Consider the following 22,833-nt stretch of genomic DNA (forward strand, 5'->3'; position numbering starts at 1 on the left):
CTTAAAGCATTTAAGGCTGCGTTGGCCAGGTAATTAGTTTGTAACGGTAACAATTTGCGTATCGAACCTGATTGGCGCATTAGATGGGATTGCCCCTGTGCTGCTGCCGCTACGGCCATAAGCCAATCTTGATGGTACAAGCATCGATAGTGAACTGCCTGTGCCGCCGTACGTTGTCAATATCTCACGGATGCCGGTTGTAAGTTCGGCCACGCCACTACCGCTGCCGGGTGCAAATGTAAACGCAGTAGTTGCCGATTGATTATCAACCTGTGTATTGTTTAGTATATAGGTAATATAGGTAGCTGATACGGTTGAATTATCATTTATAAAACTGCCCGCCACTTTGTCTTTTATGATCTTGTAATAAATACCCGATGCGGTTTTACTGTAGCCGGTAAGGCTGTTGGCTGTCATATAATTACGCATAACCAGGTCATCATATACCTGCTGATCATCTATCACGTGTACATAGTAATCAAGACTTTGGTTACCTGCTATGTTGGTATTAATGTTGGTGACACTTCCCTTTTGGATCCCAGCACGGCCGTAAGCCAAACGTGATGGTATCAGCAGGCGCATACTGCCATCCTTGTATTTCAAAATGGTTTTTATGCCAAGCTGTAAGCCCAGGGGCAGGTTAGCCGATGTTGTAACACCTTTTGACGGTGCCAGGTGGCCCAGGTAATTATAAATGTGGTTAGTGATGGTATCTGTAGATACATACTTACCATCAAACGTTTTAATAGTGAACACCAGCGAAACCAGGTCAGAGTACTCCAATGGTGTACCGGTACCTTTATTAATGATCTTGTAATGAATGCCGGTTGTATCGCCGCCGGTGGTATCCCTTTTAAAATCGGTAAGGCCGTTGGCGGTCATATAGCCTTGTATCTGTAGTTCGTCGTATTGTTTAATATTCGGGTCGGCATCCTGGCTTTTACGGCATGCGGTAAAGCTTGCGGCTGCTATCAATAAAAAAGTAAAGATTCTTTGTTTCATCTAAATCAGTTCGTTACATCTAAAAGTTTGAGATCAAAATCCACCACAGAGTTTGCCGGCAGGTTAATTTCGGGCTGGTCATAAGCGCCGTATGCATAACGTGATGGGGATAGTATTCGTATTTGCCCGCCTTTTTTTATGAGCGGGATGGCCAGTTTCCAGGCCCTTATTACCGATCCTAATTGAAAGGACGGATGGAAATTGTTACTATTAGTAAACGTAGCGCCGGTAGTTAATATCTTGCCGGTAAAATCTACAGTGACATTGGTTGAGTTGGTAAATAACGCGTTGCCGCTGCCCGGTGCCACTACCACATAATAAATACCCGTTGCCACACCACTGCTGTCTATTTGCTTAACCTTAGTGCTTAGTCCGTTAGCCATAATGTAATCTGTGATGATCTTGTCATCAACCGTGGCCTGCGCGTTGATCTTGTCCAGCTCACTTTCTGATTTTTTACAGGAAGCAAAACCTACAACACACAACAATAAAATTAGCAATACCCTGTTCATTCCGTTTTTCAAAGGGCAAATTTATTGTTTTATAATTCAAAAACGGCAGCTTAACACTTTTTAACATTTTAGGGGGTTAAAAAAGCATAGGGTTAGGGTTTATAGTTAACGGTAAGCTGGTTTATTTTTTTGAGCATATCCGTTAAATACTGCTTATCGGCATCGCTGATATGGGCGTTCAGGTAATTATTAAATTGCTTCACCACGTTTTTGGCAAGCTGGCGCTTTTCCTTACCCAGATCTGTAAGGTAAATTTTAACCGAACGTTTATCGCCCTGGTTACTTTTGCGATAAATTAGGCCGGTCTCCTCCAGTTGGTTCAGCATGCGCGAAAGGCTGGTAGATTTTAACCCCAGTAAGGCCGCCGCCTGCGAAACGGTGGTGCCCTCTTCATCTATATTGATGAGCAGGTACCCTATTGACTGCGTAATACCAAACTCGGTAACCAGCTGATTATAGCGGTTGGCCACAGTTTGCCAAACGATCTTTAAAAAGTAATCAATAGTTTCCTGGTGTTTTACACTGCTTCGCATAGTTAGCAAACATAATAATTTTTAGTCGAGTTCATGACCGGTCTTATTTGCATTTGTTGGGCGTTGCCTGCGGTTTAAATTACTCTTCGCCTGTTCAAGCTACAAGCTTGAACACAAATCTAATTTAAGCGTGTCGCTTAAATAAACAAAGGCTACCGTATCGCTATTTATAAGCGGGACGCTTAAATTTTATTCAGCCAAGCTACAAGCTTGGCTGGGCAGGGTACCTTATCGATTTTTTCAGCGTCCTACTGCGCTAAAAACTGCAAGCTGCTTATTATTAAAACAACATCGGCAACCTTGGTAAAAAGGCCCTTCGCCTGTTCAAGCTTGTAGCTTGAACACAAATTTTATTTAAGCGTCTCGCTTAAATTAGTAGAGCACTTGTAAAGGGCTTTCCGCATTAGCGCTGCTATACCAATATTCATGAGCCGCGCCAACAAAACCAGCCCTAACCGGATTTAGGTGAATATAATCTATCTTTTGTTGTATTATTTCGTTCGAGTACAGCGATACCGGGTAGTTTCCATTTTGCCAAAATTGATGATCGTCATTTAAAGGATTATATTTTCCTGCTTGTTTAAATGCTTTGACCATCCAATCACGTCTACTTTCCTGCGGGTTATTGGCTATCATTTCAAATAACCTTTTAGATGTATGGCTTTTAAACCTGCCCAAGACATTACCAAGACTGCCGTCACTAACATTGGCGACTAAATGCAAGTGGTTGGTCATGATAACGTAGGCATATATATTTAGATTGAGATGTTGCTGACAGTACCGTAAATTTTCTATTAAAAAATCGTTGTAATAGCGTCTCGTGAACACGTCTATCCAGTTAACAACAGTTAACGTAACAAAATACAACTCGTCTGTAGAAGCGTTTCGGGACATAGGCAAGATTATGGTTTCCTGAATTTACAAATGTTCATTTAATTTAAGCGTCCAGCTTAAAATTTTATTCAGCCAAGCTACAAGCTTGGCTGGGCGGGGACGCTTAAATTTTATTCAGCCAAGCTACAAGCATCGGCAACTTAGTAATATGAGCTTTTTTTATGTTAACCCACGTTTTTTACAACTATTTGATTTAAAGCTTTTTAAATTAATAAAACGCAAATAGTGTAAACCTTTGTTAATAGTTAAACCATTTTTTCAAGCTCGATTCAAACTACAGCTGCTCTTCTACCAGCCCATCTTGGTGTCGTCACCACGCGGGTCGGCGCCGCCTTCATAGTAGCCCCATTTGGTCTTCAGGATACCGTCTACCCGCCCTATCGGTCCGCGGGTGGTTATCTTGTACCCTTTCTGTTTTAGCTTTTCGGTAGTCAGGCTGTCCAGCGCGTCTTGCTCTACATAAACCAAATCGGGCATCCACTGTGAATGGAAACGCTTTGCCGATACCGCCCCCTGGATGCTTTTGTCAAACTCTATCACGTTGAGCACTGTCTGGAAAACGGAAGTGATAATCGTCGACCCGCCGGGGGTGCCTACAACCATAAACAGTTTGCCGTTTTTCTCCACAATGGTAGGTGTCATGGCCGATAGCATGCGTTTGTTAGGCTGTATGCTGTTGGCCTTGCCGCCCAGAAGGCCATACATATTGGGTACGCCCGGTTTCGAGCTAAAGTCGTCCATTTCATTATTCAGCAAAAAGCCCGCGCCCTTTACAAAAATATGTGAGCCGAAAGTATCATTCAGGGTAGTGGTAATAGAAACAGCATTACCATCTCTGTCCACTATCGAAAAATGGGTAGTTTGCTCACTTTCATAACCGGCAATAGCTCCCGGCTGGATGCTGGCGCTTGGGGTAGCTGCATCCCAGCTAAAGTTTTCCATGCGGCTCATGATATACTTGGTATCGAGCAGATTTTCGGCCGGTACTTTATAAAAGTCAGGGTCACCCAGGTATTTGGAACGATCGGCATACACCCGACGCTCGGCCTCAACCATCAGGCGCACGGTTGAATCCTGGTTGTAGCCCCATCGGTGCAGCGGGTACTTCTCTACCGCCTTAAGCAGCTGCAGCAGCGCTATCCCCCCGCTTGATGGTGGCGGCATGGTTATGAACTTATACTCTTTGTAATTCCCTGTAACCGGTTTACGCCAAACGGCATGGTAGCTTTTCAGATCGGCTTTGGTGATCAACCCGCTGCCCTGCTGCATTTCGGCCACTATCTTATCAGCAACCGGGCCTTCGTAAAAGCCTGCACGGCCTTTATCACGGATCTGCTCCAGCGTGTGGCCAAGATCCTCCTGTACCAGTACATCTCCTTCCTGCCATTCTTTGGTGGTTAAGTATGTACTTCCCGGATTGTTCTTTTTAAACTGGCCGGCATTGCGGTTAATATCGCTTGCCAGCCGTTTGGTCATCTTAAAACCGTTAAGGGCAAGGTTTACGGCGGGTTCTACCAGGTCGGCCCATTTTAACTTACCGTATTTTTTGTGCGCCTCGATCATCCCGTCGACAGAGCCGGGCACACCCGATGCCTTATGGGTGTAAAGACTCATATTGGATATAACGTTACCGGCAGAATCGAGGTACATATCGGTGCTGGCCATTGCAGGCGCCTTTTCCCTAAAATCCAAGCTGCTGGTACTTCCTGCTGCCGAGCGGTAAACCATAAAACCGCCGCCGCCAATATTCCCCGCCTGCGGATGTGTTACTGCCAGCGCAAACTGCACCGCCACAGCAGCATCAACAGCATTACCGCCTTTTTGTAATATCTCGACGCCTATTTTGGCGGCATCGGGATAGGCGCAAACCACCATTCCGTTTTGATAATGGCCGCTTACATTTTGGCCAAGCTGCCCTTTTACGCATCCTACCATAAAGAAGGAGATAGCGGCAACAGATAATACCTTAATATATAAACCGGATGGATTTTTCATGAATGATTGAAGCTTATAATTTGGCAGCAATTTAAAGTATTTACCGGCACAAATGCAAAGCCCGGAAAAACGGCACGCCGTTTTTTCATAAGGATCATTGAATTTTAAACACCAAGGGCATAAATTCCATTTTCGGTCGTTAATGATTGTAAACAACTTTTGTTAACCCTTGACTTTTGAATAACAGGGTACGCCTGCGCAAGGTTATGCCCAAACCATCTCCCAATATGAAAAAATTAACTTTTATCGCCTTACTGTTAAGCTGTTTTTTATTAACTGCAAAATCATCTTTTGCCCAGGATGTGACACCCGACTATAAAATTGCCGCAGGTTTAAAATTCGGCGGGTATGAAAACGGACTTTCTGTAAAATACTTTATGAATTCAACTACGGCCCTTGAGGGGATCCTTGGTATCCGCAACCATGGCGCGGTTGTAACGGGATTGTACGAATTGCATCAGCAGATATTCAACGCCGAAGGTTTAAGGCTTTACTATGGTGCAGGCGCACACATCGGCGCAGTTGGTCGGGGCGAATTCAAAACCTTTGGCGACGATAAATATTACAACAGCAACCGCATCCTTATTGGCGCCGACGGCGTCTTAGGCCTGGAATACAAAATCCCCGAAGCCCCTATTGCTATAAGCCTGGACATTAACCCAAGGCTGGAACTGGCCACCGGCCCTTTCTTTGACCTTGCGCCGGGCCTTGGTTTAAAATATACATTCTAACTCACCTACCGGCCTTATGTGCAGGGTTTTATTTAGCGCTATTTAGCGATAATGATCTTTTTTGAATACGACTTTTTGCCAAGCGTTACCTTTAATAAGTATGTACCAGGCAACTGATTACTCACGTTAATCGCTGTGCTAAAATTGCCCGGGAGGATAGCCTGCTGCTGCGAAAACACGGCCTGCCCTGCGGTATTGATCAGCGATACGATAAGGTTGTCAGCCACTGTAGAAACAAAGACCACATTCAGGTTATCAACAGCCGGTATCGGGAATATAGCCAGGCCAATATCTGTAGACTTATCAGGATTTTTTGCGATCAGCGCATAATTGAACACGTCCGATTTGGTTATACAGCCTGTCGGTAGCGTTACGCCTACCTGATATTTGCCGCTTCGCAGCGGTGAGTAGCTTTGGCCGGTTGCGCCTTCAACCGGCTGGTCATTAAGGTACCATTGATTGCCCGCGTTGAAGCTGGAATTGAGCACCTCACCATTCTGAGTGATCACAGGCTTATTCACCACAACAGCCTGCCTGGCAGCCGACGGGCAACCGGTGCTCTTCACATGAATATCGTACAAGTAATAGTAAAAGTTACGGTAATAGGTAGTATCGCTTTCAGACGTTGGCGAGGTTGCGGTATTACCATAGATATTAAAAATGTCGCCTAATTTAAACGGATAGCCACTTACTCCGCCATTGTTGCGGTACAGTGTTGCACCATTCTCGTAAGTTGGGGTGATGGTATAATTACCGGCAGCAGGCAGCGTTAAGTTTAGCGTGTAAACCCGGCCGGGGTCGGTAGGGTCGTCGGCCAGGGCACCGGCAGCTGGATTAGCACGTGTGGCAGCAACATTCAGCGTTACCGATGATACCGCTTGCCCGTTATCGGCCTTAACCGTAAATGTAACCTTACCTGGGTTGCCAATGTACAACCGGGCCGTTTCTATTACTATCGGGATATTGGTATGTACCTTGATATCCGGTGTAAACTGGTTGTACCCACCTGCCGAAAACGTATTTTTAGTTGCAGGGCCGATATTGCCGCTGAAATCGTTAAGCCCGGCATAAAAGGTGTTGTTGACCGGGGCACCCGTTACCGAAACGTTGTTTCCATACGCAAAGGGCAAGGCATCGGCAGGCGATCTGTACCAAAGCAACTGCCCGTCGCCATTGCCGGATAACTGGTAACTATTGTTATTACTACACAGAAAGGCAGCAAGGTCATTTGCAACCGGCGGCTGACTGATAATTATAGATCCCGTAGCACTGTTGTTAGAACTTATCGGATCACCAGTCAACACCGTTTGTGCCGCTATGGTGTAAGTGGCGCCCGCAATGGTATTGAACTTGCCGCTTAATGTAAAATCTGTTTCTTCCTGCGGATCAAGCGTACCTGTGTACACATCGTTAAAGGTGGTTACCGTGCCACCGGGCAGCGTAACCAATACGTTGACAGGCACATTAGTAATAGATGCCCCACCATAGTTTTTTATCCGCACCGTTATTGCAGTTGCAACGGCGCATGACGAACCGCCCGAGCCGTTTACAACGCTGGTAATACCGGCATCGGCTGTGGGTTTAGAGAATTGTACGCGATAATCCTGCGTTTCGCCCTTAATATAATTACCGCAAGGGGTGATCGTCGCAGCATCGGCCGTTTCCGTCATTACCACCCGCAGCAACCCGAAGTTACCCGGTGTAACCGTAAGCGGCACCGTGATGCTGCCTGTATAAGTGCCCGTCCCGCTTATCACGTTTGTGGTAGCGGCCAGTTCGTCCGCATCAAAAGTACCGTTGCCGTTCCAATCTACATAAACCCTGGCGGCCTTATTGAAATTAGCCCCGCAAGTTCCAAGGGTAAGGCTGAAAGGATAATTGCGTGCCTGCTGAAATTGTATAGTACTGCCCCTGTTATCGGTATAGCCTGTACAACCCGACGGTGAGGTGTAGTTGATGTTCGATATGGTAAAGTTGTTGATCTTTGAATCGGCTGTAGACGCCGGCGCAGAGGCGCAATAGGCCGAACCACCCACCCCGGTAGCTATAACCGAATATGCCTGACTGCCGGAGTTCAGTGTACCTTTATGTGATATCGTAACCGTGTATCTCTTACCGGGAATGGCATTGGCGATATACACTTGCTCCATATTATCGCGGATGTTATCGCCGTTAATGGCTGCTGCCGACGGATTATCGGGCGTTAACACCCAGGGCAAAAAAGTAGTTGAACCATCGCTCACGCGGATGTCCAGATCATTGACCAGTTTAGGCGTGCGGCTATTGATGGTTCCGTCAGCTGTGATCGTACCGGCAGGGTCGGTCCAGCTGATGCTGATAGCCAGCGGCCCCGTGCCCGATGCTGTAACGTCGAAAGTGCGCAACTGTCCCTGGGCCAGTGTTGCTTCGTTAATTATGCTGGTGGCACCGTTATTGGTGATTGCCTGAGCGGCAGCGCGCATATTTAGCAAACCCCATCCGTAAATGTAGTCAGGCCCTGCGTTACCGGCGTCGAACGCTGTATGACATGCCAGGCCCTTCAAAGTCGCAGCCCGCATAAATGTCCCCGCATTTTTTTGTGCGTAGTACTCCTGCAGCAAATACAACGACCCGGTGACGTTTGGCGACGACATGGAAGTGCCTGATAAAGTAAGATAAGCATTGGTTGCGGTAACACCGGTCGAGAGCACGCTTACCCCATCACCCACAATATCTGGTTTGATACGGCCGTCGTCTGTCGGTCCCCAACTGCTAAAAAAAGCTATAGAAACATCATTACGGTTGACAGGGCCGTTGGGCAAGGCATTAACCGCGCCCACGGTTAAAATATTTTTAGCATTGCCCGTTGTGCTGATAACATCATAGCCATCATTATTACTGATGCCGGCCGGCCGCGAGCCTTTGCTAATAATAGTTGGATTAGTACGGCTGGTGAATCCAAAATAGGGGCTGCCTACCGCCGGCCCGTTGCTGCTGCGGCTGTTACCGGCCGATTCTACTATCAAATAATACGGCGCATTATAAGCTATCCTATCCCATGATTGTACGCGCTCGTCGTAAAAACCAAAGTTATAATCTACCGAGTCGCCGGGAAGGCCATACCACTCCCACCGGGTAGTACCGCTGTCATATTCCCAACCGGCAACATCACCATACGAGTGATTAGATAACAGCAAGCCAGAAGCTGCAGCGCCCATTTCGGCAACGTCGTTATTGAAATCCCAGGCAGATAAAGTTGATGTATTAAAAGCCATCCCTTTTGCAGGCGCGTATACCCCTTTCGCTATCATGGTACCGGCAACATGCGTGGCGTGGTCAAGTATCGAGGCGTTGTCTCTAGCAGTAATTGTTTTACCGGCAAATTCCTGGTGCTGCTGGTAAACCTGGCCGCCATCCCAGATGCCTAACTTATTATTTAATACCGAACTGGCACCGGAAAGGTTGAGGCCCAACACACCGCCCGGCTGCACCGTGTTTGTACTGGTAGTTGCCGCGGCAATGACGTTATTGTGCGTAGTTAAATAAACCGGGAAGCCCGATCTATTTACCCCTTGTAGGGCAACGAGATTACCGGCCCGGGTGCGCCGGCTAACCGGCCAGCCATGCGATGGTGCAAGTGATAATGCTTTCTGAAAACCGGCAGTGAAATCGCGCGAAGCTGCAACAGAGATTTGGTCGAGCTCGCGCTTTTTGGCTGCGTCGACCAATTCGCGCTGTGCAAAGGCGGAAGAAATGCCGAAAAAAATTGAAATGGAAATTAAAAAAGCCTTGTAAAGTTTACCCATATATGCTGCTAAGAAAGCCCTCTAGCAAGTTCAGTAAATAATTGTGAAAATAAAAATCATGGAGCTCCGATTTATTTATCGGCTTGATGATTGCCCTATAGATAAGGATTTAACGATTATGAAATGAAACCTGCCATGAAAGTTAAAATGTGGGGAAAAATAACTTTAAAAACAAAAATGGTTGTTGCAATTAATCCCCAAGTGGGGAAATAATTTCACACCCCAAATAGGAGTAAAAACTGCTAATATTAAATCTATAAGCTTGATACTTACGTATTTGTAAAATAAAGCATAATTAAGTCGCCACGGCGGGTTTGCATCATTTTTGCTAAATTTGCCGATCAATAAAACATCTAAAAAATTGAATACACATATACCTAAATTTATATTTTCATTATTGTTTTTAAGCCTTTTGATTGTGGAGAACGGATTTGGGCAAAGCAACAATACAGAAGATTTTGAACGTACTGCTATTTTTTCAGGTGCGGCACCCACTACATGGACTTCGAATCAATCTACCGGCGGATATGCAACTACAGGCACCTTGCCGATCAACGGATCAAGGTCATTGACTTATACTTATCCGGCAACTGGAGTGACTAATCCCTACATGTCGGCTGTTTTAGCAGGCTCAACTTTTACAATGTCATCAAGTGATAATTGGGAATGGACATTCATCTATCAAGCGCCGGCCTCGCCCACAACTGCTGAAGCAGTTGGTAAAGTTTCAGGAAACAGATGGCGATTTTACGTTAATGCTAACGGTACAGATCCAACGCAATCAGGTTTTTTCGGTTATTATGTTACACAAGATGGAAATGCTTTAAAGTTTTACCAATATGGATATGGAAGCTTAAGTCAAACCAATAATAGTATCACCCCTTCTGCCACATCACTTACGGTAACGCCTGGTAATAAATATATAATTAGGATTATTCACCAGGGCAGTAATCAAAATTATTTGTTTTATGCTAAACAATATACAAGTCCAACATCTTTTCCAAGCAGTTCAGACTATTTAGGTTCTATTTATGATCAATTGAACAATGCTTACTCTCGAAGTTTTTTTGAAACATCAGTTACTAATTCTGGAGCTCTTACGTTTAAATGGGATGATCTCAAGATGTATAAATCTTCAATAGTTGTAAGTCCACTTACTACCGCCACTTATGGTATAAAAACTACTATCTTTCCAGGTGATATAAATCACGCTTACTTTGGTTTTTCAATTACCGCCAATGGACAAGCTACAATTAATCAAATCAATATCGATTTTCCTGCCGGAAATAACGGTACTTACTTTTCAAACGCAAGAATTTATGAATCATCAACTAATAATGTTTATGGCCCAAATGCAGATGATACGCCTATTGGCACTGGTGTACTAAATGGAAATTTTGTAGGGTTTACAAGTTTAAATAGTGGCAACGGACTTGTTATTACAAATGAAGTTCGTAATTATTTTTTGGTTCTTGACGTTAAAGCATTTGACAATACATCATCCCCTTCTTCTGTTTATTTTCGGCTTGAGCCATCTGGTAGTTCTACATCTCAGCAAATACCGATGGTAACTACAACACCTTACACGGCTTATAACACTATTAATTTCGATGGATCTCCGTTAACTATGCCGCCAGCCACAACGTTTATATGGGCTGGTAGAAATAGTACAAATCCTACTGACAATGCTAATTGGTCAAACTATCAATTTCCCGGCAACACATCCGATATAGTTATCCCCGGCGGGCTAACTTTTTATCCGATAGTACCTGCTGGAGGATACTCTTCTAATAATCTTACTTTTACAGGCACCGGGTCAACTATAGATCTTGGTGTTTCTACCAATAATGCTACAATTAGTGGCAGTGTAACGATTGAGGATAACGCAACCGCAACCATTAAAAATGGAAACATAATAACAGCAAATGCATTAAATATTGGTACAGGTGCTACCTTAAACTCGCAATCAGAGGCCAACTTTACTACTTTGACAAATAATGGAATATTAACTACAGCCTCAAAAAACACAACCTTTACTGGAGGATCAACAAACTCAGGCTCAATTAACCTGACAGGAGCCGGAAGTATAACTTTTCAAGCTACGATGAACAATTCCGGTACTGTTAATAAAACCGGTAGTGGTGCATTAACATTTGGTGCGGTTGTTACAAACACCGCTACAGGAACTATAACCCAGGCGGCTTCGGCAGGTGAATTAAAATTGGCGGCAGCACAACAGGGTGTAAACGGAAACAATGGTACAATAAATCATACCGGAGCAGCACCTTTAAACTTTTCGGCTGCACTTGATAATAACAAAGTTATCAATCAATCTGGAACAGGTGTACTTACTATAAGTAGCGTATTTACAAATTTAGCGGGTGCGTCTGTCAATCAAACCGGTACGGGTACATTAGCTTATAATTCAATCACAAACACCGGCACTATTGCTCAAACAAGTACCGGTATCCTTAATACCACCGGAGCAGTTACAAATAACAATGGAGGCATTATTACATTAGGTGGTGGAAATAGTACTTTTGGTGGTGATATTTCCAATGCCTCCGGCGCGACCTTTAATCTTGGGTCTGGTGGTTTAAAGGATTTTAACGGTACAAACTTTACTAATACCGGTACAGCTACTATGACGGGCGGTACAGCTAACATTGCGGCCGCTACATTTACCAACTCGGCAACCACAGGCTCATTCAGGGCAACAGGTGGTACCATAAATTTCGACCTGGCAGGTGCTCAAAATATTAACAATGCCAACACCAGCACAACCATGCCGATATTATTTAATAACCTAACATTAAGTGGCACCGGTGCAAAAACCTTAAATGGCAGCGGTGGCGCTAATACCGGCCTATTTAAAATTGGAAGCACTGGGATACTTACCGTAGGTAGCGGCATACCTTTCGCAGTAGGCACCCTAAATTTAACCTTAAATTCTGATGCTAACGGCTCTGCCACAGTTGGTATTGTTCCAACTAATGCATCTGTTACTGGTACTTTAAATGTAGAACGCTTTTATAAAGGCAGCCCCACGTCACTCGATAAACGTGGCTATCGTTTAATATCGTCACCTGTTTATACACCTAATGGAACGGCAAAAGTAATCAGCTTAAATTATTTAGCTGCATCCATGCCCGTCACGGGCTATTTGGGTACTACAAATGGCTTTATCGCTTCCCCTCTTAACAACCCATCGATATGGTTGTACAGAGATGATATTATTCAAACCGGCACCTCTTTTGTGTCTGGTGCATTTAAGGGTATTTCTAAAATAAATAACGGTACGCTATATCAATACAGCACACAAAAGAAAGCAACCTTAACAAACACTGCCGACACAGTTACTTATATACCTGTAGGTAATGGGGTGCTATTTTATTTTAGAGGTGATAAAACAAACAATTTAACCAATAAAACGGTGGCGCCTTTCGCTTTTCCGGAAGATGTAACTGCAGTACAATCAGGCACATTAACAGTTGGTACGGTTGATGTACAGATTTGGTACAAAACAACATCACTTACTACCTTATCATATTCAAACGTAACGACCGGTAAAACTAACGCTAATACACGAGGATACAACTTGTTAGGCAACCCGTATGCAAGCACTATTAATTTCGAGAAGTTTAACAGGGCGGCTACTGTAGCTAATTCACCTCTTTACTCGGCCAATTACCCGGCCATAACGGCTACAACCGCGCCTACTATTTACATTTTTAACCCTGTCAACAAACAGTACGAAACGTATATGCAGAAATTAGGTGCTATTACTACTGCAGATACAACAACCAATGTTAACCCGGGCACAGCAGTTGGGGCGGCAAGTAATATGATAGCCAGCGGTCAGGGCTTCTTTTTAAGGGCCACTAATGGTACTCAAACATTTAAGTTCAGGGAAAATTCTAAAAGTTTAATACAGCCCGCAGCTGCCAACCTGATCAAGATCTTCTCAACTAATCAAACATCAATGGCTGCTACGCCAGCGCCGGCTAGCGGTTCCGAGCCACTTATCCGCCTTAAGTTAATAGCCGATGAAATTAATGATGACGAAATTGTAGTGGTATTAAACTCGGCAGCTAAGATTAACTACATTCAGAATGAAGATGCTGAAGACATTGGCGGTAGCGGTGCCGTAGTGAGTTTATCATCGTTATCTGATGATAAAACCAACCTAAGCATCAACCGCCTGCCTGCTCCTCAAAAAGAAGATCGCATTATCCCGTTACTGGTTGATGCAACAGCAGCAAAAGGCTTATACTCGTTAAATTTAAAAGAAGCAAGGGATTTACCTGCACTATACCAGGTATGGCTTAAGGATGCGTTCACTAAAGACTCGCTGAACCTAAGCATTCACCCTACTTATAATTTTAATATCGACAGAACTAACACGGCTACTTTCGGTACTAACCGTTTTACCCTTGTGATTCGACAAAACCCGGCAATGCAATTGCGCCTGCTTGATTTTAGCGGCACTAAAGCAAACCAAAGCGCTAGACTTACCTGGATAACCGAAAACGAAAGCACTTATACTAGCTTCAGTGTAGAAAGAAGCGTTGATAATGGTAAAACATTTACAGAAATAGGCACCTTACAATCGAGCCAGCTGGGTAACTATAGCCTGTTGGATAATGCGCCCGCCAAAGGCCTTAACCAATATCGCTTAAAACAAACTGACTTTAACGGTACAATTACTTATTCGAAAGTTGTTAATCTGACGTACTCAGATAATTCAAACAGCGTTATAGTAAGTAACATGAGTGTTTTTCCTAATCCCACCACCAATGTGGTGAATGTAAGCATTGCCGTATCGCAGGGCAATAACGTATCTTATAACATCATTATAACTGATGGTGCCGGTGTAGTGGTTAGAAGGGCAACATCAACACAGCCTACATGGCAGGATAATGTAAGCAACTTAAAACCGGGCTCTTACTTTGTACAGGTAATTAACAACACTAACAAAGCAATAGTAGGTAACAGTAAATTTATTAAGAATTGATGCAGCGATTGAAAAGGGCGAATTTTAAACAAGTACTGGGTATAATTGTGTTAACAGTTTTATTTAACATACATGCCATTGCGCAGGATTGTGACGAAGGGCCAACTTTACCAGGCGATAACCCCGATGTAGGTAACCCTTGCTCCGTCCCCCTCGATACCTGGGTATATATTTTGGTGTTTGCGGCGATAATTTTCGGGGTGTACCAATTGCATAAAAAAGATAAAAAAGGTTCAATTTCTGCTAATTAATTTTTTAGAAGAAATCATTATCTATACTGATAAACTGTAGATAATTAATTCTATCAAATTTTTGTTACACATTCTCATTTCGTAAGTTACTTATTACTAAACGCTTATATAGTGTTCACGGTGTTCATGCGGCGTGAACGTGAACACAACCGCCCTCTACCACCAAAAAACTTACCGGCATAGGTAAATTTTAAGCAGTAAATTCATCCAACCATATTCAACAAAAAGGCTTCCGGAATTTACCCGGAAGCCTTTCATTATTTGTTCCAATTTAACCGGTTTATGATTTTTTTGCAACAGGGGCTAGTTCCAGTTGTTTAATGATACCGTCTACTACCTTAGGTATATCGTTCATGGTTTGTTTAGGATTGTGAAGTTCGCCTACACCATAACCACGCCATACAATTGTGTTAGTTTTGGTATCTATCAGGTCAATAATAATAGTGCCTTCTTTATAGGAAACCTTTTGGCCGTAACCGTAACCGCCCCAGCCGCCACCGTATCCATAGCCCCAGCCGCCGTAGCCACCCCAGCCCCACGGGCGGTAAAAACCACCATAGCCCCAGCCGCCAAAACCGCCCCAGCCATAGCCGTAATAAGGCGAGTTAAATTGAAGTTTAGTACCACGGCCTGTTACCGTTGCATACCTAACCAACAGATCTGGATTTTGCTGCTCAAGCACTAGCCCTTTCTGAATGAGGGCTACCTTGGTAGCTTCCTGCAATTTGCCGTTCCCGATCTCATCGAGCGGGCGCCATTGCTTGTTTGGGTTTTGTCTTTGGGCCGCCCAGGCAAAGGTGCGGTACTGCGATAAATTTGTTTTGTTAGCTGCAGCTGTGTAGTAATTGTAGCTGCTACAGGCCGACAGTGCCGAAACACAGATCACCGCCAGCATTAAGTTGATATATTTTTTCATTACGTGAGGTATAAATTATAATTGTTAGACAAACATTTTTGCAAAGGTTTAACCGCTTTTAACTCAAATACAAAATATATTTTATGACAGGTATTTACCGACTATCGGCATACGCCTGCCCATACCAAAAGCCTTTGGTGATACCCGCAAAATTGGCGGCGTTTGATAACGCTTATGCTCGGCCAGGTTCACCAGTCTTATCACGCGCTGAACAGTAGGCTCATCATAACCTAACTTAACAATTTCTGCCGATGAGCAACGGTGCTCCACATACTCCTGTATAATTTTATCGAGAATATCATACTCAGGCAAGGAGTCGCTATCCTTTTGTCCGGGTCGCAGCTCGGCAGATGGCGGCTTAATAATTGAATTAATCGGGATGATCTCTTTGTCCTTATTAATATGCCTGGCTAGTTCAAAAACCTGCGTTTTATAAACATCACCCAAAACAGAGATCCCGCCGCACATATCTCCGTAAAGGGTACCGTAACCAACTGCAGCTTCACTTTTATTTGAGGTATTGAGTAGTATATAGCCAAATTTGTTGCACATGGCCATTAGTACCACCGCCCGGCTCCGCGACTGAATATTCTCTTCGGTGATGTTGAATGGCAGGTTTTGAAATTGAGGGTATAGCTGTTCTTCAACCGCATCTGTAATTTTGGCGATATTTACGGTTTGGCTCATGCAGCCCAAATTACTCACCAGGTCTTCGGCATCCTTTATCGAATGATCGCTCGAAAATTTCGAAGGCAGCAAAACTGCCATCACGTTTTCGGCACCGAGTGCTTCTGCAGCAAGGGCACATACCACAGCAGAGTCGATACCACCTGATAAACCTAAAACCGCTTGTTTAAATCCGGATTTATAAAAATAATCACGAATGCCCAATATCAACCCCTGATGAATTTGATGAATATCACTTTCGCGCTGAGCTTTTTGGGTAGTTGGGTGATCGAAGCTAACCTGCCTGTCGTCAGATAGCGTATAGTACGCTAATTGCTCCGTAAAGTACGGCAACTCATCGGCTACCTTGCCCGCATTATCAAACACCAACGACCCGCCATCGAATATCAGTTCAGTTTGTGCGCCCACGTGGTTTACATAAAAAAGCGGCAACTGGTACCGGCTTGCGTTATCGCTCAGTATCGCTATCCGCTCTTCATCATGATTGTAAGCAAACGGCGATGCAGCGATGTTGATCATTACGTCCGGCTGTTGTTTGATCAGAACATCCATTGGCCGGGTAACATATAACGGATTTTCGATGGTGTTCCACAAGTCCTCACAAATAGTGAGGGCAATACGCTTACCCTTAAAATCGATACAGTTAAAAGTGGTAGAGGGTTCAAAATACCGGTATTCGTCAAACACGTCGTAGTTTGGCAGCAGGGCTTTGTTAACAACAGCTTTTACTTTACCATCCTCGATAAAATAAGCCGAGTTATTCAGGTCCTTGCCTTCCGGGTTGTTGTTAGGCGTAGGTAAGCCGATGATACAGGCAATACCAACGCACTGGGCTGCTATCTCTTGCGCGGCTTCTTCACAACGACTGATAAACTCGCGAAATTCTAGAAAATCGCGTGCGGGATAACCGCACACGCAAAGTTCAGAAAATACGATAAGGTCGGCACCATGGTCTTTTGCCTGACGGATACCTGCAATGATCTTACTGGTGTTCGACTCGAAATTGCCGATATGATAATTAAACTGTGCTAATGCAATCTTCATAAGGTGTGTACAGTAAAGCCTGCGCTTATTGCAAATAAAAAAATTATTTTTGCTAAAACATTATAAATGATGCCTTATTCCTTAAAAACACGATTTATCTTTTTAAGTTTTTGCGGTGCAATGATTTTTGGAGCCTGCAGCCGTACAAAAAAGGTAGACGTTAGCAATATCCCCCTGGATGTTAAGGTAGAACGTTTTGACCATGACTTTGACCTGTTAAAAACAAAACCGCTAACTCCGCAGGTAGCCCAACTCCAAAAAAAATACGGTGTTTTTTATACAGATTTTATTGAGCGGATACTAAAATTAGGTAGCACGGCAGATACCAGTTATTATAAGAACCTACGTGATGTATTTGCTGGCCAGGCCTATAACGATCTTAAACACGATGCCGACGCTGCTTATCCTAACATGGATAAACAAAATACCGAACTGACCGATGCATTCCGCAGGATAAAGTATTATTTCCCGCAAAAAGAACTACCGAAAGTGTATGCGTACATCTCGGGATTCCAGGCGCAAACTTCTATTGGGGATGGTTATTTCGCCATCGGGCTCGACCTGTTCCTTGGAGCTAACTCCAGGTTTTATCAATCGCAGGCGCTGGTCGAGGCCTTTCCGCTTTATATTTCCAGAAGGTTTACACCCGACTATATTACTCCACGGGTAATAGAAGGAATTGCCCGCGAGGACATGTTCCCTGAGCCGGATTCGAACACCACATTACTATCCAAAATGATATACAATGGTAAGATCATGTACTTTATGGACCAAACCCTGCCTGACTTTGCCGACTCGACCAAGATAGGTTTTACCGGCAAACAAACTAAGTGGTGCCATGATTACAAAGGCAACATCTGGCGCTACTTTTTAGAAGAAAACCTATTGTACGAAACCGATTACCAGAAAATTCAAAAATACCTGAATGAAGCACCGTTTACCCCAGGCTTGGGCGAAGACAATGATTCGGCACCAAAGCTGGCCGTTTGGACAGGCTGGCAAATTGTAAAACAATATATGGACAAGCACCCCGACGTCACCTTGCCTCAGTTAATGGCTGATAACAATCCCCAAAAGATACTGAATGAATCTAAATATCGGCCAAAAGATGCGGGGGAGTAAATGATCCGCTTAAAGACACGATCAAAGCAATCGCAAAATATCAGGACAATAAAAAAGCGCTCGTGCAAACACATGAGCGCTTTTTAATTATATCGTTTTTGATTTTACTTCAGGATACCAAATACAGCTCTTAAGCATACCATAGATGCGATAAACAAAATGATGTTTGAAACTAAGGTAGCATGAGGGAATTCTGCAAAGCGCAGGTAAACACCTACTAAACCTACCATAACTGTTAAAACTAAAAATATGTAGTGGCCTTCTGAATTTGCGTTTTTAGTTGATGATTCCATTATTCTGTTTATTTGAAGCAAAAATATAAATGTTTGGTGAAAAAGCCATACGTTTTTCTGATAATAATATAATTACCGGCCATCGTTTTGAGCCATTACGGCCGCAGCCTGTAAAAACCATGCAGCATGCGGAATCCACTGTTCGGTCCACCGCCATTCGTTGCCCTCTGCCTCGGTTTTGAAATCGATACCGCTGCCATCAGCATGGCCGTCTTTACCGGTTACGCCGTTGCTGATGCCGCCTTTTTCAGACCCGTGCCCAAAACTGGAATGCATGTAAGGCACATTGTTTTTGCCGAAACCATAAACGAAACACCTGCTGTAAGGGTTGCCACCCATAATCCAGGTCAGCTGATCATTAGCAAACTTAGCCAGTGCAGGCTTTACGCCCCAGTTGCCTTTTGCCGGATATACCAGCCTGCCGCCCACAATTGCAGCTGTACTTAACGACCCTAAACGGGCATTTTCCCCTTGCCACCACCAGCCCGTTTCATTATCATGCGGAATAAAAAATCCATCTCGCACTTTACCCTTAAACATAAAACTTTGCCGGGCGTAACCAAATGGGTTGCTTACCCTGTTCGTAACCGACAAGTTATAATCCAAAGCCTTTTTTATGGTCGCCAATGCACTAACACGGTAACTATTATCCTTCTCTGCATCCAGGTAGCGTGTTAAAGCTACAACCGGCAGGCCTGCATCTGCAGCGTGCCAGTAAGGGCGGCCTGCGTCGTTAGCGTAAAAGTAGCCGGCACCGCTCATTCGGTTCGATAGCTTTGCCGCCCTGGAGCGTGCAGCATCCTTGTATTGCTCCTTATCGGTTGTTATCCAAAGCTCGGTTGCAGCCATCAGCGCACAATAATCATCTATAATGTTTTCCTTTCCGTCATCATCATATCGCAGGTTGTTTTTTTGCAGATGGTCAAAAGCGCGCTCCGCACCTTCCAGGTATTGTGCCGATGTAAATTCACCGTTCTGCTTCCAGCGGGCTATGCGGGCCAACGCGGCAATGCCCATCCCCCCTCCTTCACGGTAAGCACACTGGTAATCATTAGTGGTTTTACTATCAGCAAGCAACCCTACTACACGGCGGGCGTTTGGGTCTTTATTAAAGTAGCTAAACACGATCATATAAAAGTACCCTTCCCTACTCAGTGCCCGCATCATGTAATCGGCACCATAAAGCGCCTCGGCATCCAGCGAGTCCTTTACTCCCCACTTTGTAAGTAAGCCGGGGATAGCCTCTGAAGCGCTTACCATGGACCAGGTTACTAAAGGCGTTTGCTGAGGCGACATGTAATTAGCATACGCCAGATGCGAAAAGTACTTACTGATATCGCCGGAAGCATCGCACCAGCCGCCGCGCATATCAACCGTTTGGTTGCTGCCAAACAACTGTAATTTCGCGTCGGCAGTTAACTCTTGGGGTGTATTGGCGCGCTGCTTGTGATAATAGTGAATGATCGATGCGATGGTTTGCTTCGCGATGGCATATTCGCCGATCTCGAAAACGTAAGAGTTAAATTGCTCACCGCCTGAAGTAAGGTTTAGGATATATTTACCCGGCTTGTTGAACGCCGAGAAATCGGCCTGATAATAGATTTTTCCGGGAAACCAAGCGGCAATGGCTTGCGGGTTGGTCAAAACACCTTTAAAAGCGGCCTTGTGGGTTACTGCATCACTGACAGCAAAATTCAGCTTGCCTCCCTGCAACCCATCAAATTGCACCACGGCTGTTTTTGGGGCATTGCTGTCAAAAGCTATTTGGTTTACGTAGATAACCGGCTTAGCCGATGCTGCAATGTTTGTTATTAAAAAGCCAAACAACAGCAATCGCTTAATAAAAGCATTCCCAATAAAGTGGTTCAAAAAACGCATAAAGGTTAACAAAGGTTTACACTTTTTCCTAAAAAATAGCCTAAATAGTTGACTATCAAATACTTGTGAAAATAGTGGGTTAACACTCAAAATAGGAATAATGCCTTTAAATTGCAACCCGTATTTCCAGATCAGCTTGCATAATCGTCACTATTTTTTAACCGCCCAAACGGATACCGAACCCGGGCGGCAGTAAAATTCGGCCCAGCCCTCTTCATTGATCGTTACCTCGGCATCATGCTTGCCCAGGTAATCAACAAAAACTTTACCGGCATGCACCTGGCCTACCTCCATATTTTTTAAACCTTCATCTCCATTAGACATTATAACGGCGCAGCCCGAATGCTCATGATCACCATCGCCTTCTCGTGTCCACCCGATGCAGTTAGGATGATCAAAATAATCGCGCTGCAAACCATAAGCCAGGTGCTTGCGCACATGCAGCATCGGTTCTATTTCTTCCACTTTAGCCAGGATGATCTCCTGGTCGTTACCGTCCGATCCTTTATCTGTATAGGTAGATCCATACATATCCGGGTAAAACACGCAGGGGTAACCGCCCTCGCGTAGCAAAATCAACGCGTAGCCCAGGGGCTTAAACCAGTAATCAACCGGCTGCTCTAAAGATTGCAGGGGTTGTGTATCATGGTTTTCAACAATGGTTACCGCCAGCGCAGGATTTGCCGCCACCAGACTGTTATTAAAAATGGTGGTCAGGTCGTAATCCTTACCCTGAATTGATGCCTGGTGGAAATTGTTATGCAGCGGCGCGTCAAATAACGACATGCGGCCATTAGTAGCTTCGATATACTGCAGCAGGCTATCTACCTCAAAACTCCAGAATTCGCCTACCGTAAACAGTTCCCGTTGCAGTTCGGTACGGAGGTGGTCCAGCCAGTCGTTATAAAACTCAAATGACATATGCTTTATCGCGTCAAGGCGCATCCCATCAAACTGCACAGTTTCGGCATACCATTTACCCCAGCGTTTAAGCTCGTCGCGCACGGCAGGGTTGCGGGTGTCAATATCATCCAGCATCAGGTAGTCAAAGTTGCCATTCTCATCGCCAACTACATCTTCCCACGCTTCGCCCGATTCATTCTGGATGCTATAAATCGCTGTCTCTTTTGTACGGTTATCAAAGTCGACCCCAGAGAAACATTGCCAGTCCCATACGAACTGCGAATACTGCCCATTGCGGCCCGGAAACGTAAATTTGGTGTAAGCCTCAATCTCAAACGGATCGCTGATAAATTCATTCCGGTCATCCGGGTTTACCTTGCGCACGGTTACCTTTTCTGCTTCGTCGGCACCGCCCATATGGTTTAAAACAATATCGGCCAGCACGGTAAGGCCCGCTTCCTTTGCCGCCTTTACTGCATTAATGTATTGCTCCTTTGTACCATATTTGGTACGTACAGATCCTTTTTGTTCAAACTCGCCCAGGTCATAAATATCGTAAACATCATAACCAACGGAATAGCCGCCTGCAGCGCCTTTGTAAGCCGGCGGCAGCCATACCGCATCTATTCCAACCCCTTTTAACCGCCCTGATTCATTTCTTAAATATTCCCACCAGTTGCCATCGCCATTGGTGTACCATTCAAAAAACTGCAGCATTGTAAAATTTTCCATAACTATAAATATGTTCGCTAAACCGCCTATTGGCGTTAAGGTTTGGTTAACAATAATAAATCGCCGTAAAAAATCGCCATGCAACATTTGTTATCGGCATGGTTAACTTTACAAGCCCTAAAAACGCGCAGCCGGTTGTAAACTATTGGCATTAAAGTTGTATTCAACATGTTATACATTTACCATTAAAACTTAAACATCATGGGACTTTTAAAATTTATAGCTGTTGGCGCTGCCATCGGTTACGGCATAAATTACATTACTAAAAAAGGCGAAAACGGCCGCTCGATATTAGACGATCTTACTGAAGACGCCCCGGAATGGTTTGAAAAAGCCAAGCAATACGCTACCGAAAAAGTTGACCTTGCTGTTGATCAGGTACAGCAAAAACGAAACGAGACTAATTATTAGTAGTTGATTAAAAAAACGCCCGCTGTAACAGCGGGCGTTTTTTTTTGCGGGTTATTAAACAAGCTTAGCTTTAAAAATCAATGCTGACTGGGTGTAGCCACCTAACGATACATCTAAAAAATGGATGTGG

General features: G+C 44.4%; 16 protein-coding genes. 5 read left to right on the forward strand and 11 right to left on the reverse strand.

What is annotated here, in order from left to right; all coding sequences use genetic code 11:
• Nucleotides 1-33 precede the first annotated feature (33 nt).
• The 5 genes from ACE5CV_RS05385 to ggt all read right to left on the reverse strand — a co-directional run bounded on the left by ACE5CV_RS05385 (nt 34) and on the right by ggt (nt 4,936).
• A complete protein-coding gene (locus ACE5CV_RS05385) occupies nt 34-1,002 on the reverse strand; it encodes an FKBP-type peptidyl-prolyl cis-trans isomerase (RefSeq protein WP_374949141.1) in 969 nt (322 codons plus the stop codon).
• A gap of 5 nt (nt 1,003-1,007) precedes the next feature.
• Nucleotides 1,008-1,526 (reverse strand): FKBP-type peptidyl-prolyl cis-trans isomerase, encoded by a 519-nt coding sequence (locus tag ACE5CV_RS05390; RefSeq protein WP_374949142.1) that lies wholly within the window; start codon nt 1,524-1,526, stop codon nt 1,008-1,010.
• Between the two features lie 80 nt (nt 1,527-1,606).
• On the reverse strand, nt 1,607-2,047 hold the full coding sequence (locus ACE5CV_RS05395; protein WP_374949143.1) for a MarR family winged helix-turn-helix transcriptional regulator: 441 nt from the start codon (nt 2,045-2,047) through the stop codon (nt 1,607-1,609).
• A 372-nt stretch (nt 2,048-2,419) separates the two neighbouring features.
• A complete protein-coding gene (locus tag ACE5CV_RS05400; RefSeq protein ID WP_374949144.1) occupies nt 2,420-2,941 on the reverse strand; it encodes a transposase in 522 nt (173 codons plus the stop codon).
• 288 nt (nt 2,942-3,229) lie between these two features.
• Nucleotides 3,230-4,936, reverse strand: coding sequence for a gamma-glutamyltransferase (ggt, locus tag ACE5CV_RS05405; protein WP_374949145.1), 1,707 nt, complete (start codon nt 4,934-4,936; stop codon nt 3,230-3,232).
• A 227-nt stretch (nt 4,937-5,163) separates the two neighbouring features.
• Here ggt and ACE5CV_RS05410 point away from each other — a divergent pair, with 227 nt between their 5' ends.
• Nucleotides 5,164-5,667 carry a hypothetical protein gene (locus ACE5CV_RS05410; RefSeq protein ID WP_374949146.1) on the forward strand — a complete coding sequence of 168 codons (504 nt, stop codon included), beginning with the start codon at nt 5,164-5,166 and terminating at the stop codon, nt 5,665-5,667.
• A 38-nt stretch (nt 5,668-5,705) separates the two neighbouring features.
• On the opposite strand, the gene ACE5CV_RS05415 is transcribed toward ACE5CV_RS05410, so the two are convergent.
• Nucleotides 5,706-9,452 carry a S8 family serine peptidase gene (locus tag ACE5CV_RS05415; RefSeq protein WP_374949147.1) on the reverse strand — a complete coding sequence of 1,249 codons (3,747 nt, stop codon included), beginning with the start codon at nt 9,450-9,452 and terminating at the stop codon, nt 5,706-5,708.
• Nucleotides 9,453-9,813: 361 nt separating this feature from the next.
• On the opposite strand from ACE5CV_RS05415, the gene ACE5CV_RS05420 reads away from it, so the two are divergent.
• Together ACE5CV_RS05420 and ACE5CV_RS05425 are read left to right on the forward strand one after the other, a co-directional pair.
• Nucleotides 9,814-14,466, forward strand: a complete 4,653-nt coding sequence (locus tag ACE5CV_RS05420) for a T9SS type A sorting domain-containing protein (RefSeq protein WP_374949148.1) — start codon at nt 9,814-9,816, stop codon at nt 14,464-14,466.
• Nucleotides 14,466-14,717 carry a hypothetical protein gene (locus ACE5CV_RS05425; RefSeq protein ID WP_374949149.1) on the forward strand — a complete coding sequence of 84 codons (252 nt, stop codon included), beginning with the start codon at nt 14,466-14,468 and terminating at the stop codon, nt 14,715-14,717. The genes ACE5CV_RS05420 and ACE5CV_RS05425 overlap by 1 nt, the downstream gene beginning before the upstream one ends.
• A gap of 280 nt (nt 14,718-14,997) precedes the next feature.
• Here ACE5CV_RS05425 and ACE5CV_RS05430 read toward each other — a convergent pair whose 3' ends face one another.
• Nucleotides 14,998-15,633 (reverse strand): DUF4136 domain-containing protein, encoded by a 636-nt coding sequence (locus ACE5CV_RS05430; RefSeq protein ID WP_374949150.1) that lies wholly within the window; start codon nt 15,631-15,633, stop codon nt 14,998-15,000.
• Between the two features lie 81 nt (nt 15,634-15,714).
• Entirely contained in the window at nt 15,715-17,364 is a 1,650-nt protein-coding gene (locus ACE5CV_RS05435) for an NAD+ synthase (RefSeq protein ID WP_374949151.1), read from the reverse strand.
• A gap of 66 nt (nt 17,365-17,430) precedes the next feature.
• Between ACE5CV_RS05435 and gldB the strand changes: the two genes are divergently transcribed.
• Complete coding sequence (gldB, locus tag ACE5CV_RS05440; RefSeq protein WP_374949152.1) at nt 17,431-18,486, forward strand: gliding motility lipoprotein GldB; 1,056 nt, start codon at nt 17,431-17,433, stop codon at nt 18,484-18,486.
• A 104-nt stretch (nt 18,487-18,590) separates the two neighbouring features.
• Here gldB and ACE5CV_RS05445 read toward each other — a convergent pair whose 3' ends face one another.
• The 3 genes from ACE5CV_RS05445 to ACE5CV_RS05455 form a co-directional block, all read right to left on the reverse strand.
• Entirely contained in the window at nt 18,591-18,779 is a 189-nt protein-coding gene (locus ACE5CV_RS05445) for a hypothetical protein (RefSeq protein WP_374949153.1), read from the reverse strand.
• Nucleotides 18,780-18,851: 72 nt separating this feature from the next.
• Nucleotides 18,852-20,657 (reverse strand): glycoside hydrolase family 9 protein, encoded by a 1,806-nt coding sequence (locus ACE5CV_RS05450; RefSeq protein ID WP_374949154.1) that lies wholly within the window; start codon nt 20,655-20,657, stop codon nt 18,852-18,854.
• A gap of 150 nt (nt 20,658-20,807) precedes the next feature.
• The gene (locus tag ACE5CV_RS05455) at nt 20,808-22,292 is read right to left on the reverse strand and encodes an alpha-amylase (RefSeq protein WP_374949155.1); all 1,485 of its coding nucleotides are present in this window, start codon (nt 22,290-22,292) and stop codon (nt 20,808-20,810) included.
• 201 nt (nt 22,293-22,493) lie between these two features.
• On the opposite strand from ACE5CV_RS05455, the gene ACE5CV_RS05460 reads away from it, so the two are divergent.
• On the forward strand, nt 22,494-22,703 hold the full coding sequence (locus tag ACE5CV_RS05460; protein WP_374949156.1) for a YtxH domain-containing protein: 210 nt from the start codon (nt 22,494-22,496) through the stop codon (nt 22,701-22,703).
• Nucleotides 22,704-22,833 lie beyond the last annotated feature (130 nt).

This window comes from Mucilaginibacter sp., from assembly GCF_964263795.1.
In the GTDB taxonomy this organism is placed as follows: Bacteria; Bacteroidota; Bacteroidia; order Sphingobacteriales; family Sphingobacteriaceae; genus Mucilaginibacter.

Excerpts from the sequence above, each read along its gene's own strand:
- ACE5CV_RS05400 (WP_374949144.1), bottom strand. The coding sequence starts at position 2,941 with ATGTCCCGAAACGCTTCTACAGACGAGTTGTATTTTGTTACGTTAACT.
- ACE5CV_RS05385 (WP_374949141.1), bottom strand. The coding sequence starts at position 1,002 with ATGAAACAAAGAATCTTTACTTTTTTATTGATAGCAGCCGCAAGCTTT.
- ggt (WP_374949145.1), bottom strand. The coding sequence starts at position 4,936 with ATGAAAAATCCATCCGGTTTATATATTAAGGTATTATCTGTTGCCGCT.
- ACE5CV_RS05395 (WP_374949143.1), bottom strand. The coding sequence starts at position 2,047 with ATGCGAAGCAGTGTAAAACACCAGGAAACTATTGATTACTTTTTAAAG.
- gldB (WP_374949152.1), top strand. The coding sequence starts at position 17,431 with ATGATGCCTTATTCCTTAAAAACACGATTTATCTTTTTAAGTTTTTGC.
- ACE5CV_RS05410 (WP_374949146.1), top strand. The coding sequence starts at position 5,164 with ATGAAAAAATTAACTTTTATCGCCTTACTGTTAAGCTGTTTTTTATTA.
- ACE5CV_RS05415 (WP_374949147.1), bottom strand. The coding sequence starts at position 9,452 with ATGGGTAAACTTTACAAGGCTTTTTTAATTTCCATTTCAATTTTTTTC.
- ACE5CV_RS05445 (WP_374949153.1), bottom strand. The coding sequence starts at position 18,779 with ATGGAATCATCAACTAAAAACGCAAATTCAGAAGGCCACTACATATTT.
- ACE5CV_RS05455 (WP_374949155.1), bottom strand. The coding sequence starts at position 22,292 with ATGGAAAATTTTACAATGCTGCAGTTTTTTGAATGGTACACCAATGGC.
- ACE5CV_RS05450 (WP_374949154.1), bottom strand. The coding sequence starts at position 20,657 with ATGCGTTTTTTGAACCACTTTATTGGGAATGCTTTTATTAAGCGATTG.
- ACE5CV_RS05435 (WP_374949151.1), bottom strand. The coding sequence starts at position 17,364 with ATGAAGATTGCATTAGCACAGTTTAATTATCATATCGGCAATTTCGAG.
- ACE5CV_RS05425 (WP_374949149.1), top strand. The coding sequence starts at position 14,466 with ATGCAGCGATTGAAAAGGGCGAATTTTAAACAAGTACTGGGTATAATT.
- ACE5CV_RS05430 (WP_374949150.1), bottom strand. The coding sequence starts at position 15,633 with ATGAAAAAATATATCAACTTAATGCTGGCGGTGATCTGTGTTTCGGCA.
- ACE5CV_RS05460 (WP_374949156.1), top strand. The coding sequence starts at position 22,494 with ATGGGACTTTTAAAATTTATAGCTGTTGGCGCTGCCATCGGTTACGGC.